This is a genomic window from Mesorhizobium sp. PL10 (assembly GCF_053714315.1).
Map to the genome: position 1 here is coordinate 1 of NZ_JBSKBR010000020.1, position 15247 is coordinate 15247.

Genomic DNA, 15247 nt, shown 5'->3' on the forward strand with positions numbered 1-15247 from the left:
AGCAGCAATCGCCTGCTTTCAACGCTCAACGCTATCTGGTCAGCAACTGCGCAACAGGCCCACAAGGGGAGAAGGGAAGGAGCTATTCCACCGGCTGATCCGCTGGATATGGCGTCTTGATCAATATCGCGATGCCGATGCCGAGGAACAGGATGATCACCGCCATACCGAGCCGCGCTGAGTCGGTGGCCCAGCTGATCGTTGCCAACAGGAACGGCGCCAGGAAGCTCGTTGCCCTTCCCGACAAGGCATAGATGCCGAAATAGCGGCCGGACTCCGCTGCGGTCACGCTGCGCGCCATGTACGAGCGTGACGACGCCTGCACCGGCCCGAAGGCGAGACCGATCAGCAGGCCGTACAGGATGTAAGCCTTCTCCGCTGCGGTGCCGAACAGGCCGCCCGAATCGGTGGTCGAGAGCTGTATGAGGCCAAGCAATGTAAAACCTGGCCCGGTCGAGACAATGCCGGCGGTGGCCACCGTCAACATCACGAGCGAGATCATGACAACCACTTTCGAGCCGAAGGCCGTATCCACGCGGGCGGCGATCCAGCAACCGAAGATGGCGACGACATTGAGGATGATGCCGAAAATGCCGATTTCGGTGATCGACCAGCCGAACATCGCCGCGGCAAACACGCCGCCCTGCGTAAGCAGTGCGTTGACGCCGTCCTGGTAGATCATGCGGGCGACAAGGAAGCGGAAAATACCGACGCGCTTGCGTGCTTCGGCCATAGTCGACTTCAGTTCCGATAGGCCCTCACGTACCGCCGGCCCGATCGGAATCCCCTTGATGGCGTCCGGCGTGAAGAAGAACATCGGGAGGATGAACAGGAAATACCAGCCTGCCGAGAGCGGTCCCGTGGCGCGAGCATCTTCGCCGAGCTTCGGATCGAGCCCAAAGATGGGATTGAGGCCTATGATCGTCTTGCCGGTTTCCGGCGAGCCGGCCATGAAGGCAATGACAAAGATCAATGCGACCATACCGCCGAGATAGCCGAGACCCCAGGCGATGTTCGAGATGCGGCCGATCTCGCTCTTCGGCACCAGGCGCGGCATCATCGAATCGTTGAAGACGGTCGAGAACTCCGCCGCCACCGAGGCCAACGAGAACAACGCCACGATCAGGAACGCATTCGAGCCGGGCGCGGCCAACCACAACAGGCAAAGACTGGTGATCTTGATCGTTGCGAAAAAAGCGATCCAGGGTTTGCGCGGACCGGTCTGGTCGGCGATCGAGCCAAGGATGGGCGACAAAACGGCAATGACCAGACCGGCGGCGGCGATGCCCCAAGCCCAGATTGCCTGCCCCATGACCGGATCGCTGACCATGCGCGAGGCGAAATAAGGCCCGAAGATGAAGGTGGTGACGACGGTGAAGAAGGGCTGCGCCGCCCAGTCGAAGAACATCCAGCCCCAGATGCCACGCCCCGAAGCCCGCTGCACTGTCTCTACTGCCGCCATGCTGAAGATCCCTGCTCCGCCCGTATCGGGCGCCATGTCTGCATGTTTCGAGTGCCCGTGCAAATATCAAGCGCTGGGCTACCCCCTCATTGCTCTCGAGTTCCTCGCCCCCACGGAGTGGGGGGAGAGGTGGCTCGGCGGAGCCGAGACGGAGAGGGGGAAAAGCGCCGTACGTTTGGATATGCCGGTCAAAGCTTAGCCCTACGAAGGCCCCCTCTCCGGCCGCTTCGCGGCCACCTCTCCCCCGCTCAGGCGGGGGCGAGGAACCGAAGCTTTGGAACTCACATCCCCGTCAGATCGCTCATCAGCCCCGACGCCACCGACAGCCGCGAGACGGTGATGTCGCCGCCTTCGGTCAATGCCTGCAGGCGCTCGCGAATGCGCGCCACCCGCTCGCCGCCGGCTTCCAGCCAGGCCGCCACAGGATCCGCCGTCATGGCATGGCCGGTGAGTGCCGCCACGGCGATGCCACGCCGGGCCGCCCCGATCGTGTCGGTGGCGCGCGACAGCGCCAGCTGGTCGTAATAGTCCGACGGCGTGATCGAACGCGCTGCCTCTTCGACGCGGGGAATGCGGAAGGCATCACTGACGGCGAAGAACGCCCTGGCCGCCGCGACGATGTCGGCATTGGCCGTGCGCGCCGTCAATGCGATGTCGGGGATCAGTTCCGCGAGATCCGCCAGCGCCAGCTGCGCGGCGAGCTTTTCCGGCGTGCCGGCCTTGAACAGGCCGTGCCGCCGCTCCTCGACCCGCTCGCGCGAGAAGGCAGGCAGCAGCGCGGTCAGCTTCGGCTCCAGCGCCTTGCGCGCCTCCTGCAGTTCGGCGATGCGCTGGCCGAGCGCTGCGGTGCCGGCATCGTTCTTCAGGTACCAGCCGCTGGTCACAAAGATAAGCCGGCTGACAGACTGATAGAGGTTGAGCTGCGCCTGACCGTCGATCTGGCTGTCCAGCGCATCGATCTCGCGGTACAGCGCCGGCAGCGCAAAGCCATCGCGCACCACGGCAAACGTGCGCACGACGTCGGCGGCAGTGCGGCCGGTGGCTTCCTGCAGCCGGTTGACGAAGGACGGACCGCCGCGGTTAACCAGGTCGTTGGCGACGACGCGGGCGATGATTTCGCGGCGCAGACGGTGACCGTGGATTTCGGTTGCGTATTTCTTCGCCATGCGGTCGGGGAAATAGCCCATCAGGTCGCGGTCGAAATGCGCATCGTCCGGCACGTCGCTGGCGACGATGTCGGAAAACAGCACGATCTTGGCATAGGCGAGCAGCACGCCGAGCTCGGCCCGGGTCAGCGGCTCGCCGCGCGCCTCGCGTTCGGCAAGGGCGGCCGGCGACGGCAGCGTTTCGACAGCGCGGTCGAGCAGGCCGCGCGCCTCCAGCGCCGTCATGAAGCGGCTCTGATGCGCGATGTCGGCGAGGCCACGCTTGCGGGCGATGGAAAGCGCCAGCGTCTGTTCGTAATTGTTGGACAGCACCAGCCCGCTGACCTCGTCGGTCATCTCGGCGAGCAACTTGTTGCGCGCCGGCCGGGTCAGCGATCCCTTGCGCATGGCGGACGCCAGCGCGATCTTGATGTTGACCTCGACGTCGGAGCAGTTGACGCCACCCGAATTGTCGATGGCGTCGGAATTGCAGCGGCCGCCATTCATGCCGAACTCGATGCGGGCGCGCTGCGTGACGCCGAGATTGGCGCCCTCGCCGATCACTTTCGCCCGAACATCGAGCGCGGTGATGCGGATGGCGTCATTGGCGCGGTCACCGACATCGGCGTTGGTTTCGCCCGAGGCCCTCAAATAAGTGCCGATGCCGCCGAACCACAGAAGGTCGACATTCGCCTTGAGGATGGCGGTCATGATCTCGACCGGGGTCGCGGTGGTCTTGGCGAGGCCGATCGCGGCGGCTGCCGCCGGCGGTAGCGTGATCGCCTTCTGGCTGCGCGAGACGATGACGCCGCCTTCCGACAGTTTGGTCTTGTCGTAGTCCTGCCAGGACGAGCGCGGCAGCGCGAACATGCGCACCCGCTCGGTCATCGACGCCGCTATATCCGGATCGGGATCGATGAAGATGTCGCGATGGTCGAAGGCGGCGATCAGCCTGGTCTGCGGCGACAACAGCATGCCGTTGCCGAACACGTCGCCCGACATGTCGCCGACGCCGACGACGGTGAAGGGCGAGGTCTGGATGTCGCGGTTCATTTCTCGGAAATGCCGCTTGACCGCTTCCCAGGCGCCCTTGGCGGTGATGCCCATTTTCTTGTGGTCGTAGCCGGCCGAGCCGCCGCTGGCGAAGGCGTCGTCGAGCCAGAAACCGTGCTTCTCCGAAATAGCGTTGGCGGTGTCGGAGAAGGTCGCCGTGCCCTTGTCGGCCGCGACGACGAAATAGGGATCGTCCGGATCGCGGCGCACGACGCCGGCCGGTGGGATGACGCCATCCAGGCCGATATTGTCGGTGATCGACAGCAGGCTGGAAACGAAGTTCTTGTACGCCGAGGTGCCGGCCTCGAAGATCGCGTCACGGCTGCCGCCTGCGGGCAGGCGCTTGGGGAAGAAGCCGCCCTTGGCGCCGACCGGCACGATGACCGCGTTTTTGACCTGCTGCGCCTTGACTAGGCCGAGCACCTCGGTGCGATAATCCTGGGCGCGGTCCGACCAGCGCAGGCCGCCGCGCGCCACCGGACCGAAGCGCAGGTGCACGCCCTCCACCTCGGAACCGTAGACGAAGATCTCGCGCCAGGGCCGCGGCGCCGGCAGGCCTTCGACCGCCTGCGAGTCCAGCTTGATCGCCAGCGATTGGCCTCTCGCCTTCGTTTCGGCAACGAAATGGTTGGTGCGCAGCGATGATTCGATCAGGTTGAGGTAGCGGCGGATGATGGTGTCGTCATCGATGTTGGGCACCTCTTCCAAGGCGTCCTTGATCTTGGCCTTGAGGTGCTTGGCGGCGACGACGCCTTCCGTCCCGGCCGTTGGGCCGAGGCGGGCCACAAACAGCGCATGCAGGCCGCGCGCAATGTCGGGATAGCGGTTGAGCGCGGCTGCTATGAAATCCTGGCTCTGCGGAATGCCGGCCTGCTGCAGATAGCGGCCATAGGCGCGTAGGATGGTGACTTCGCCCGACCACAGGCCCGCGGTCTGGGCAAGGCCGTTATAGCTGTCATTGTCGATATCGCCGCGCCACACCGACAGGAACGCGTCCTCGAACAGCGCGCCGCCATCGGTGAGGTCGATCGGCTTGCCGTAGCTGTTCTCCAGCTCCATGTCGTGGACGAAGACAGTGTCGCCGCTGTCCTCGTCAACCTCGAACGTCCGCTCGCTGATGACGCGGAAGCCGATGTTTTCCAGCACCGGCACCCGTCTGGACAACGCCACCGGGCTGCCGTGATGATAGATCTTCAATGCCGCCTGATGCGGTTTCTGCTCGCCATGGCGATAATAGTCGATGGCGATCGGATTGGCGGCGCTGATTTTGGCGATGCGCCCGGCATCGGCCAGCGCCACGCTCGCGCTGAAGGAATCGCGGTAGCTCTCAGGAAACCGCGCGGCGATAGCCTTCAACGCCTGATCGCTGCCGCCGGCCTCTGCCGCATCGGCCAGCGCATCGTCCCAGGTGCGCACGATGTCGCGGATCGCCGCCTCGACGGTCTCCTGCTCGACCTTCGGCGTCTTGCCACCGGAGCGGCCGATGATGAAATGCACGCGCGCCAGCCCGCCTTCCGGGAAGGCCGGATAGTAAGCCGACAAACGGCCTTCGAACACTGTCTTGAGGTAGGTGCCGACCTTCTCGCGCACGACGCTGTCATAGCGGTCGCGCGGCACGAAGACGAGGATGGAGACAAAGCGGTCGAACTGGTCGACACGCACCAGGGCTCGGACGCGCGGCCGTTCGACCAGGCCGAGAATGGCCGCGGCGTGCTTCTTCAGGATCGGCACCGGGACCTGGAACAGTTCGTCGCGCGGATAACTCTCCAGGACGTTGATCAGCGCCTTGCCGGAATGGTCGTGGCGGTCGAAGCCCGACTTGGCGATGATGGTTTCGGCCTTTGACCTCAGATACGGGATCTTCATCACCGAGCGCGTGTAGGCGGTCGAGGTGAACAGGCCGACGATGCGCAATTCGCCCGACAATGCGCCCTTGGCGGTGTAGGTCTTGACGCCGATATAATCGAGATAGATGCGGCGGTGCACCAGCGACTTGGCGTTGGCCTTGGTGACGATCAGCGGCTCCGGCCCATGCAGGAAGGCTCGGATTTCCGGCGTCGTCGTCACCGCTTCGGTGCCGCGCCGCAGCACCAGCACGTCGGGGTCGGAGAGGATGCCGAGGCCGGGCTTGTCGGCACGCTCCAGATTGCCGCTCTCCGCGCCGCCAGTGTATTTGAACTCGCGCATGCCGAGGAAGGTGAAATTGTCGTCGCGCAGCCACTCCAGGAAGGCGATCGCCTCGGCGACGTTCTTCTTGTCGAGCGGCACGGCGGAATAGCGAAACTCGGAGATCGCCTGGTCGAGGCGGGCGAGCATCGGCTTCCAGTCGCTGACCGCGGCGCGGACTTGGTTCAGCATCTTGCGCAAGCGATCGGCGAGCGCGTTCCCCTGCTCCGCCGTCAGGCGCGGGATGTGGACATGGACGACGCTCAGCCGGTCGAGGGTGCTGTCGTCCTTGATGACGCTGCCGTCGCCGAGAATCTCGTCGACGCCGGCCTTGCCATGGCGCACCACGATGACCGGATGGGTGACCAGAGTCGGCTCGCCGGCGGTCTCGGTGATCTCGCCAAGGATCGAATCGAACAGGAACGGCATGTTGTCGTTGACGACGGTGATGACCGTCATCGGCCGGCCCTCGCGGGAGACGCCCGACTCGGCATCGACGGCGACGACGCTCTGGCCCTTCTTGTGGACGGCGACCGCCCGCCCGGCCAGATCGGCGGCGCGCTGAAGGTCGGCGGCGTCATAGGTGGCAATGTCTTCCGCCGGCGCGCGTGCCAGCAGATAATCGGCGAGACCGGCCGACTTCTCGTCGGGCTTCGCCGCTGCACTGGCTTTTTTCTTCGGCTTAGCTGCGGATTTCACGCTCGCCATGATGTCCTCCTCCCGTCACATGCTTTTACGACTATGGTAGCAGATGACCGCCGTTTGGCGACAAAGGTTTGACGGCTCGCTAAAAATTATCGGAATTCGGCGGCCAGGCCGTAGAGAACGAGGAGGAAGACCCCATGTCCGGCAAGATCAGCGCGCTTGACCTCGGCATCGCGGAGCTCAGCGAGGCGACAAAAGCCTATTTCGCCAAATGCGAGGAAAAGCTCGGCCTGGTGCCCAATGTCCTTCTTGCCTATGCCTTCGACGAGAAAAAGCTGCGCGCCTTTACCGACACCTACAACGATCTGATGCTGGGTGAATCCGGCCTGTCGAAGCTGGAGCGCGAGATGATCGCGGTCGTCGTCTCCTCGATCAACCATTGCTATTACTGCCTGACCGCGCATGGCGCGGCGGTGCGCCAGCTGTCCTGCGACCCGGCCTTCGGCGAGATGATGGTGATGAATTTCCGCGCCGCCAATCTTTCACCGAAGCAGACAGCGATGCTGGAGTTCGCCGTCAAGCTGACCGAACAGCCGGCAAAGATCGTCGAGGCTGACCGGGCAGCGCTACGCAACGCCGGCTTCACCAACCGCGACATCTGGGACATCGCCTCGACCGCCGCCTTTTTCAACATGTCGAACCGGGTGGCGGCGGCGATCGATATGCGGCCGAACGACGAATACCACGCCATGGCAAGGTGAAACATGACGATAGACACGTCAGGCAAGTGGTGGGTTGGCAGCGACCCCACCGACATCGCAGAATACCTGGAAGCGTATGCCTCCGAAGGATCTGAGGTCAACGAATTCCGGCTTGCGCGATGCAAATGCGGTTCCACGTCATTTCTTCTTGATGCCGACGATGATGAAGGCGTGGCGCGACGAACGTGCACGGTCTGTGGGTCCCAACATCCTATCTGCGATAGTGAGGAGTTTTGGGGAGAATCCAAGCCTGAGCGCTTTGCGTGCATTGAGTGCGGTTCCGAAGCCGCAAACATCGGCGTCGGTTTTTCTATCTATCCAAATCGCGATGGCATTCGCTGGCTTTATGTCGGGGTTCGATGCTCGGTCTGCGGCGTCTTGGGATGTTTCGCCGGCTGGAAAATCGGCACGTCTGATAGCATGGACCTAATAGAGAAGGTCTAGCTCCCGAATAGCCAAGAATCAGGACCGAACGCGACTCTCCCACGGTAGCGGTCGCTTCTATCGCCCAGCCGCGCCGTATTAGCGGTCTCGCATCCCGTTGCTTGTTTGCCCGTTTGGTCCGATGATCGGCAGGCGGCATGACCGCGTGCCGGTTCGAGCCGCTCACCTAGGGAGGAGAACATGGCGAAATTTCTCTATGTCTATCATGGCTCCGGCAAGATGCCGACCGACGAGGCCGAGCGGAAAGCCTCGATGGACGCCTGGACCGGCTGGTACGGCAAGCTTGGCTCGGCCGTCGTCGACGGCGGCAATCCGGTCGGCAAGTCGAAGATGGTGCTGCCCGGCGGCAAGGTCGAGAACAATGGTGGCAGCAGTCCGACCGCCGGTTACACGATCGTCGAAGCGAAGGACATCGACGATGCCGTCGCCAAGGCAAAGGGTTGCCCGATCCTGATGGACCCGGCGTTCAGTGTCGAGATCGCGCCGATCATCGAAATGATGTGACCCGATCTACCGAAGGTCATCGAAGCAAAAAAAGATCCCGCCTTTCGCTGATGCGATCCTTCGGTTTGGGGTCATGCCCTATGACCGCGCTGCGATAGCTGCCGCGGCGCCGGCCATTGTGCCGGCGCTGATACGGTTGGCGATCTTCATCGCCCGCTTGCTCTTCAGCAGCTTGCGCGCCTGCGAAGCCGCCAGCACCCAGGCGAGATCGATGGCGATGAGCACCACCGCCATCGTCGCCGTCAGCTCGACCCAGCCGATGACGCTGACCGAAGCGAGGTCGATGATGGTCGGCAGCAACGCCAGATAGAACATCATGATCTTGGGATTGCCGAGTGTCACCGCCAGGCCGGCAAAGAACAGCTTTGTCGCCGAATCCTCACGCGGCATCTCGCCTTCCCTGGCCTCGACCGGCGCGGTCCACATCTTCCAGGCGAGGTAAGCGAGATAGGCGACACCAACCCATTTCACGACGACGAAGGCAAAGTGAAAGGTCTGCGCCACGACAGCCAGCCCGAACACCGCCAGCGACAGCCAGATGCCCTCGCCGATCCACATGGCGAGCAGGAACGGAAACACATCGCGAAACCCTTTCGAGATGACACGGGCAACCAGCGCCGCGATCGATGGGCCGGGCGAACCGGCAGCGACGAACAAAGCGGCGGCGAAGATCAGGAGCGAGGTGAGGTGCATGGCGGAGCCTTCGAGCGTTGGACGGCAAAGAATATCCCATCGATAGCGATTTGGCATCCTTGAGCTTGATGGGCCAGCACGCGCGACAATTTCAGCGGCCGGACCTTGCTGACACCGCTGGCTTGAGAAAGGATCGCGGCCATGAAATCGATCGTCATTCACGCGGCAAAGGATCTTCGCATCGAAGAGACCGATCCAGGCACGGCTGGCGCCGGACAGGTCGAGATTTCAGTCGAAGCCGGCGGTATCTGCGGCTCGGATCTGCACTATTACAACCATGGCGGCTTTGGCGTGGTCCGCCTGCGCGAGCCGATGATCCTGGGACATGAGGTTGCCGGCACGGTGAAGGCGCTTGGTGCGGGCGTCTCGAGCCTCGCCGTCGGCGATCGCGTCGCGATTTCGCCCAGCCGGCCCTGCAATGCCTGCCGCTACTGCCTGCAAGGCATGCAGAACCAATGCCTCAACATGCGCTTCTATGGCAGCGCCATGCCGATGCCGCACATACAGGGCGCCTTCCGCCAGCGTCTCGTCGCCGAAGCCTGGCAGTGCCACAAGATAGCCGACCATATCTCCATCAACGAAGCCGCCTTTGCCGAGCCCTTCGCGGTGACGCTGCACGCCATCAACCGCGCCGGCTCACTGCTCGGCAAGCGGGTGCTGGTCACCGGCAGCGGGCCGATCGGCGCGCTTTGCATCCTTGCCGCGCGCGTCCACGGCGCGCGCGAGATCGTCGCCACCGATGTCATGTATGCCGTGCTGGTCAAGGCCCGGGAGGTCGGCGCCGACCGCACCATCAATGTCGCCACCGACGGCGCCAGCCTCGCCGCCTACAACATCGAAAAGGGCAGTTTCGACGTGATGTTCGAATGCTCCGGCAACGAGCGCGCGGTGCGGGCGGGGCTCGACGTGCTGAAGCCGCGCGGCGTGCTGGTCCAGCTCGGCCTTGGCGGCGATGTGTCGCTGCCGCAGAATCTCATCGTCGCCAAGGAAATCGAGATGCGCGGCTCCTTCCGCTTCCACGATGAGTTCGCGCTGGCCGTCGACCTGATCAACAACCGCCGCGTCGACGTCAAACCTCTGCTGACCGGCATCTATCCGATGGACGAGGCGGTTGCGGCGTTCGAGATTGCCGGCGACCGCACCCTGTCGATGAAGGTGCAGATCGCGTTCAATTAGGCAAACCACGAGGCTTGTCTGTCTGCCGCTCTGTTGCCTTGTTTTCGCAATTCCGGACGGAAAACCGTTTCACACTTTTCCTGGAATTGCTGTAGAAGAGCCGTCCCGACATCCATTTCGAGCTTGATTTTGCCTCAGTAACCGCCGGTCTCGCCAACTCCCCTGATTACACCTGGCAGGGCGCCGCATCAGCGACGTCAGCTTCATTTCATGTGTTCCTCAGGCGGCGGTCCGAGACCGGTTTGGCACTGCTGAACCGCTGTCGCGTGGCTCCGCCCGTGACACCTGATTTCCAGAGAACCGCAGCCTCTCGCCACGCCGTGCCCGCATGGGCATCTCGACATTGCCGACCTGATGAACTTCCCGACGGGAAGGGCTTATCGGCATGTCCGGCACTCTGCGCATCCACTGGGCAATTGCGCCCGAAATCGCACCTCGACCTCTCATCAACTGCAACCGCTGCGGCACTTTGAAAGCCTATCGCTGCAGCGACAAATTCCGCGTCAACGCTAATGGCAAGCGCATCGATGTCTGGCTGATCTACCGCTGCATCGACTGCGACAATTCGTGGAATTTCGGCATTTTCGAACGTTGGAACCGCCGCGACATCGAGCCAACGCTGCTGGCAGCTCTTGAAAGCAACGATCCGGTCCTAGCCCGCCGCCATGCCTTCGATGTTGTCGCACTGCGCAGCCGGGTGGGTCGCGTCGAGGAATTCTCCGACGTCGTCGTTCACAAACAGAGGCTCTGCCACAATGGCGATAGCGCGACCGCGTTGGAACTCAGGCTTGGGCTGGAATTGCCGACATCGCTGCGGCTCGACCGGCTGCTCGCCGGCGAGCTCGGCATCTCGCGATCGCGGCTTCAGGCGCTGGAGGAGAAGCGGCTTTTGGTGGTTGATCCGGACGGGGCCAAGGCTTTGCGTAAGCCAGCTCGCGAGGGAACGACTATCCGCATCGACCTGGCCGGCGAACCGGATCGCAGAGCCATCATCTCGGCAGCGGTGGGTAAGAGGGGCGAAGCACCGGTGCCTCGCCCCTCTTAAATCCAGACCATCAGGCGATCATGCCGCGCCGACCACCTTGGCCGACTTCTCGAACCGCTTGCGCTCATTCGGGTCGAGATAGAGTTTTCTCAACCGGATGGTTTTCGGCGTCACCTCGACCAGCTCGTCGTCCTGGATCCAGGCCAGCGCGCGCTCCAGCGTCATGCGGATCGGCGGCGTCAGCTTGACCGCCTCGTCCTTGCCGGCGGCGCGGATGTTGGTCAGCTTCTTGCCCTTCAGCACGTTCACTTCGAGGTCGTTGTCGCGGCTATGGATGCCGATGATCATGCCCTGATAGACCTTGACGCCGGGATCGATGACCATCGGGCCGCGGTCTTCCAGGTTCCACATGGCATAGGCGACGGACTCGCCCTGCTCGTTGGAGATCAGCACGCCATTGGTGCGGCCGGGCAGTTCCCCCTTGTAGGGTTCATAAGCATGGAACAGCCGGTTCATCACGGCCGTGCCGCGCGTGTCGGTCAACAGTTCCGACTGGTAGCCGATCAGGCCTCGCGTCGGCGCATGGAAGACGATGCGCTGGCGGTTACCGCCGGAGGGGCGCAGCTCGACCATCTCGGCCTTGCGCTCCGACATTTTCTGCACGACGACGCCGGCATGCTCTTCGTCGACGTCGATGACGACTTCCTCGACCGGCTCGAGCAATTCGCCGTTCTCGCCCTTCTGCATGACGACGCGCGGACGCGACACGGCGATTTCAAAGCCTTCGCGGCGCATCGTCTCGATCAGCACGGCCAGCTGCAATTCGCCGCGGCCGGAGACGAAGAACGAATCCTTGTCCGGCGATTCCTCGATCTTCAGCGCGACATTGCCTTCGGCTTCGCGCAGCAGGCGGTCGCGGATGACGCGGCTGGTCACCTTGTCGCCTTCGGTGCCGGCGAGGGGCGAGTCATTGACCAGGAACGACATGGTCACGGTCGGCGGATCGATCGGCTGCGCATGCAGCGGTTCGGTCACCGACGGGTCGCAGAAGGTGTCGGCAACAGTGCCCTTGGACAGGCCGGCAATGGCGACGATGTCACCCGCCTGGGCTTCGTCGATCGGCTGGCGCTCGAGGCCGCGGAAAGCGAGGATCTTGGAGACGCGGCCGGTTTCGATCTGGGTGCCGTCATGGTGCAGCACCTTCACCGCCTGGTTGGACTTCAGCGAACCCGATTCGATGCGGCCGGTGATGATGCGGCCGAGGAAGGGGTTGGCTTCCAGAATGGTGCCGATCATGCGGAACGGGCCCGGATGAACGGTCGGCTCCGGCACATGCTTGATGACGAGGTCGAACAGCGGCGCAAGCTGCTGGTCCTTCGGGCCTTCGGGGTTTTCCGAAACCCAGCCATCGCGACCCGAACCGTAGAGGATCGGGAAGTCGAGCTGCTCGTCGGTGGCGTCGAGGGCGGCAAACAGGTCGAACACCTCGTTGACCACCTCGACATGCCGGGCGTCCGGACGATCGATCTTGTTGATGACGACGATCGGCTTCAGGCCGACCTTGAGCGCCTTGCCGACTACGAACTTGGTCTGCGGCATCGGGCCTTCGGCGGCATCGACCAGCACGATGGCCGAATCCACCATCGACAGGATGCGCTCAACCTCACCACCGAAATCGGCGTGTCCGGGCGTGTCGACGATGTTGATGCGGGTATCCTTCCAGTCGACCGAGGTCGCCTTGGCCAGGATGGTGATGCCGCGTTCCTTTTCCAGGTCGTTGGAATCCATGGCGCGCTCGGCGACGCGCTGGTTGTCGCGGAAGGAGCCGGATTGCTTCAGAAGCTGGTCGACAAGGGTGGTCTTTCCATGGTCGACGTGCGCGATGATCGCGATATTACGAATTTTCATGTTGTGGTCTCGGGAGCGTTGCAGGCAGCAGGCCAAAAAGGCGCCGCCTCTTTCGGTTGCGCGGCTCATACAGGGTTTTTCGCAATTGCGAAAGAGGAGGCGCATCACCAAATACTCATCAAATCTTAAGCATCTCGGTGTGAGATGGTTTTGTTAACCAAGGCGGGAACCTTTCGGGGCCCGGACAGTTCGAAATTCATGACCGACAAACTCAACCGATTTTGGCCACTCATCGCTTCGGTCGCATTCGCTGCCCTGCTGGCGGCCAATGCCGCGCAATCGGCCGCGACGTTGAAGGAAGCCAATCCCGCGGCGACGTCCGACCAGACGGCCGAACAGATGTTTGCCGACGCCCCAGACGGCGTCGACCCCGTGGTAACCGGCCCGGTCAGCGCCTCCTTCAAGCGGAGGCAGCAGGCGGCAGGGTGCGACAGCGCGGTTTGGCCGAAAATTCCGACGGTTTGCTACCCGGATTGACGGGTTCCTTTACCCTCCCCTTGTGGGGAGGGTCGATCCGCGAAGCGGAGCGGGACGGGACGGGGGTCTTCCTACGTCTGCGCTTGGCCCCCACCCCGTCTCGCCGGCTTCGCTTTGCGAAGCCGCCTCGCCGACCCTCCCACAGGGGGAGGGTAAACAGCCAGCCCTACGCCGACCTCACCGGGTCCAGCGTCACCTTGTAGAGCTCATTATCATCGCGATCCATCAGCCGCACCGTCAGCTGCTCGGTAGCGCCTGAAATATCCACCAATCCGAAGAACTGCAGGCCGGCCGATGGCGGCAGGTTCTGGCCCTGTTCGGCGGTCGGCGCCTTGATGAATTTCAGCTCCGGCCCGAAGGTCATGTCGAAATCGTTGGGGCCGAACGTGCCTGCATGGATCGGGCCGGAGACGAATTCCCAGAATGGATTGAAATCCTGGAACTGCGCCTTGTCGGGGTTGTAGTAGTGCGCGGCCGTATAATGCACGTCGGCGGTCAGCCACAGCGTGTTGGTAATGCCGGCGTTCTTGATGTAGCGCAACAGGTCGGCGATCTCGAGCTCCCGGCCCTTCGGCAGACCATTGTCGCCATTGCTGACGGCTTCCGCGCCGACCTTCTTGGTGCCGTCGTTCCAGACGACGAGGCCAAGCGGCATGTCGGCGGCGATGATCTTCCAGGTCGCCTTGGAGTTGGCCAGCTCGCGCTTCAGCCATTTGGTCTGCTGTTCGCCGAGCATACGGGACTCCGGCGTCATGGTGTCCTGCATGTCAGGACCGTTGGGGCCGCGATAGGAACGCATATCGAGGAAGAACACGTCGAGCAGCGGCCCGTGGGATATCTTGCGATAGACGCGGCCGGGTTCCGACGGCTCGTAGCGGATGGTCGTCATCTCATGGAAGGCGCGCGCCGCGCGGGCTGCCAGCACATGGATGGATTTTTCCTTGTAGCGGTCGTCGGCGGTCAGGTCCTTCGAATCCGACCAGTTGTTCAGCACTTCGTGGTCGTCCCACTGGTAGAAGGTCGGGCAGATGGCGCTCAAGGCGAGCACGTTCTTGTCCATCATGTTGTATTTCCACTGGTCGCGGTACTCGTCCAGCGTTTCGGCAACCTTGCGCTTGCCGTCGATGAGGACGACGTTCTTCCATTTGCCGCCACCAGGCAGATCGACCTCATCCTTCATGGCGCCATCGGCATAGATCGTGTCGCCGGAATGCAGGAAGAAGTCGGGCGTATGCTTGGCGATGGTGGCGTAGGTCTTCATGCCGGTCTCGTCGATGCCCCAGCCCTGGCCGGCCGTGTCGCCCGACCAGGCGAATTTGATGTCGCGCTTCGAGGCGGGCGCGGTGCGGAAGCGCCCGACGATCGGCTCGGAGACGACATTGATGTCCGAAAGATCGGCGGCCGTCATGCGGTAGAAAATGTCCTGGTCGGAAGCGAGGTCGGTGAGCAGCCGCTTGACCGTAAAATCGCTGGCCGGCGAGGTGTCGAGCGGCGCCAACCGGGTGGCATTGGCGAAACTCTCCGTCGACGACACTTCGAACATGACGCGCGAGGGCCGATCGGTGCGCGTCCACACCATGCCGCTCGAGGCATCGACATCGCCGGACTGGACGCCATGGGTGAAGGCCGGGCGCTGGCTGGCGCGCGAATAATAGGGCAAAGCGAGGCCCGATGCGCCGAGCAGACCGGCCGCACTCGCTGATGTGACGAAGGCGCGGCGGGTCAACGAGATCTTGTTCATGGCTGTCTCCTGATGGCTTGAACGAAGCCGCCAAACTCCGGCGTCAATGTTTCAGGAGCATCTCGGGATGATGAAGGTTTGATAACA

At 63.1% G+C, this 15247-nt stretch carries 11 protein-coding genes; 6 read left to right on the top strand and 5 right to left on the bottom strand.

Annotated features, from left to right (window positions below):
- Positions 1–82 precede the first annotated feature (82 nt).
- On the bottom strand, positions 83–1462 hold the full coding sequence (locus ACWGTO_RS25770; protein ID WP_454577613.1) for an MFS transporter: 1380 nt from the start codon (positions 1460–1462) through the stop codon (positions 83–85).
- Positions 1463–1743: 281 nt separating this feature from the next.
- Complete coding sequence (locus tag ACWGTO_RS25775; protein WP_454577614.1) at positions 1744–6534, bottom strand: NAD-glutamate dehydrogenase; 4791 nt, start codon at positions 6532–6534, stop codon at positions 1744–1746.
- Positions 6535–6668: 134 nt separating this feature from the next.
- Here ACWGTO_RS25775 and ACWGTO_RS25780 point away from each other — a divergent pair, with 134 nt between their 5' ends.
- The 3 genes from ACWGTO_RS25780 to ACWGTO_RS25790 all read left to right on the top strand — a co-directional run bounded on the left by ACWGTO_RS25780 (position 6669) and on the right by ACWGTO_RS25790 (position 8180).
- On the top strand, positions 6669–7232 hold the full coding sequence (locus tag ACWGTO_RS25780) for a peroxidase-related enzyme (protein ID WP_454577615.1): 564 nt from the start codon (positions 6669–6671) through the stop codon (positions 7230–7232).
- A 3-nt stretch (positions 7233–7235) separates the two neighbouring features.
- On the top strand, positions 7236–7676 hold the full coding sequence (locus ACWGTO_RS25785) for a hypothetical protein (protein ID WP_454577616.1): 441 nt from the start codon (positions 7236–7238) through the stop codon (positions 7674–7676).
- 180 nt (positions 7677–7856) lie between these two features.
- Positions 7857–8180 carry a YciI family protein gene (locus ACWGTO_RS25790; RefSeq protein ID WP_181062078.1) on the top strand — a complete coding sequence of 108 codons (324 nt, stop codon included), beginning with the start codon at positions 7857–7859 and terminating at the stop codon, positions 8178–8180.
- Between the two features lie 78 nt (positions 8181–8258).
- Here ACWGTO_RS25790 and ACWGTO_RS25795 read toward each other — a convergent pair whose 3' ends face one another.
- Positions 8259–8873 (bottom strand): LysE family translocator, encoded by a 615-nt coding sequence (locus ACWGTO_RS25795; protein WP_454577617.1) that lies wholly within the window; start codon positions 8871–8873, stop codon positions 8259–8261.
- A 141-nt stretch (positions 8874–9014) separates the two neighbouring features.
- Between ACWGTO_RS25795 and ACWGTO_RS25800 the strand changes: the two genes are divergently transcribed.
- A complete protein-coding gene (locus ACWGTO_RS25800) occupies positions 9015–10049 on the top strand; it encodes an L-idonate 5-dehydrogenase (protein ID WP_454577618.1) in 1035 nt (344 codons plus the stop codon).
- 385 nt (positions 10050–10434) lie between these two features.
- A complete protein-coding gene (locus ACWGTO_RS25805) occupies positions 10435–11094 on the top strand; it encodes a DUF1062 domain-containing protein (RefSeq protein WP_454577619.1) in 660 nt (219 codons plus the stop codon).
- Positions 11095–11112: 18 nt separating this feature from the next.
- On the opposite strand, the gene typA is transcribed toward ACWGTO_RS25805, so the two are convergent.
- Positions 11113–12942 (bottom strand): translational GTPase TypA, encoded by a 1830-nt coding sequence (typA, locus tag ACWGTO_RS25810; RefSeq protein ID WP_454577620.1) that lies wholly within the window; start codon positions 12940–12942, stop codon positions 11113–11115.
- Between the two features lie 198 nt (positions 12943–13140).
- Here typA and ACWGTO_RS25815 point away from each other — a divergent pair, with 198 nt between their 5' ends.
- A complete protein-coding gene (locus ACWGTO_RS25815; RefSeq protein WP_454577621.1) occupies positions 13141–13419 on the top strand; it encodes a hypothetical protein in 279 nt (92 codons plus the stop codon).
- 166 nt (positions 13420–13585) lie between these two features.
- On the opposite strand, the gene ACWGTO_RS25820 is transcribed toward ACWGTO_RS25815, so the two are convergent.
- The gene (locus ACWGTO_RS25820) at positions 13586–15160 is read right to left on the bottom strand and encodes an alkaline phosphatase D family protein (protein ID WP_454577622.1); all 1575 of its coding nucleotides are present in this window, start codon (positions 15158–15160) and stop codon (positions 13586–13588) included.
- Positions 15161–15247 lie beyond the last annotated feature (87 nt).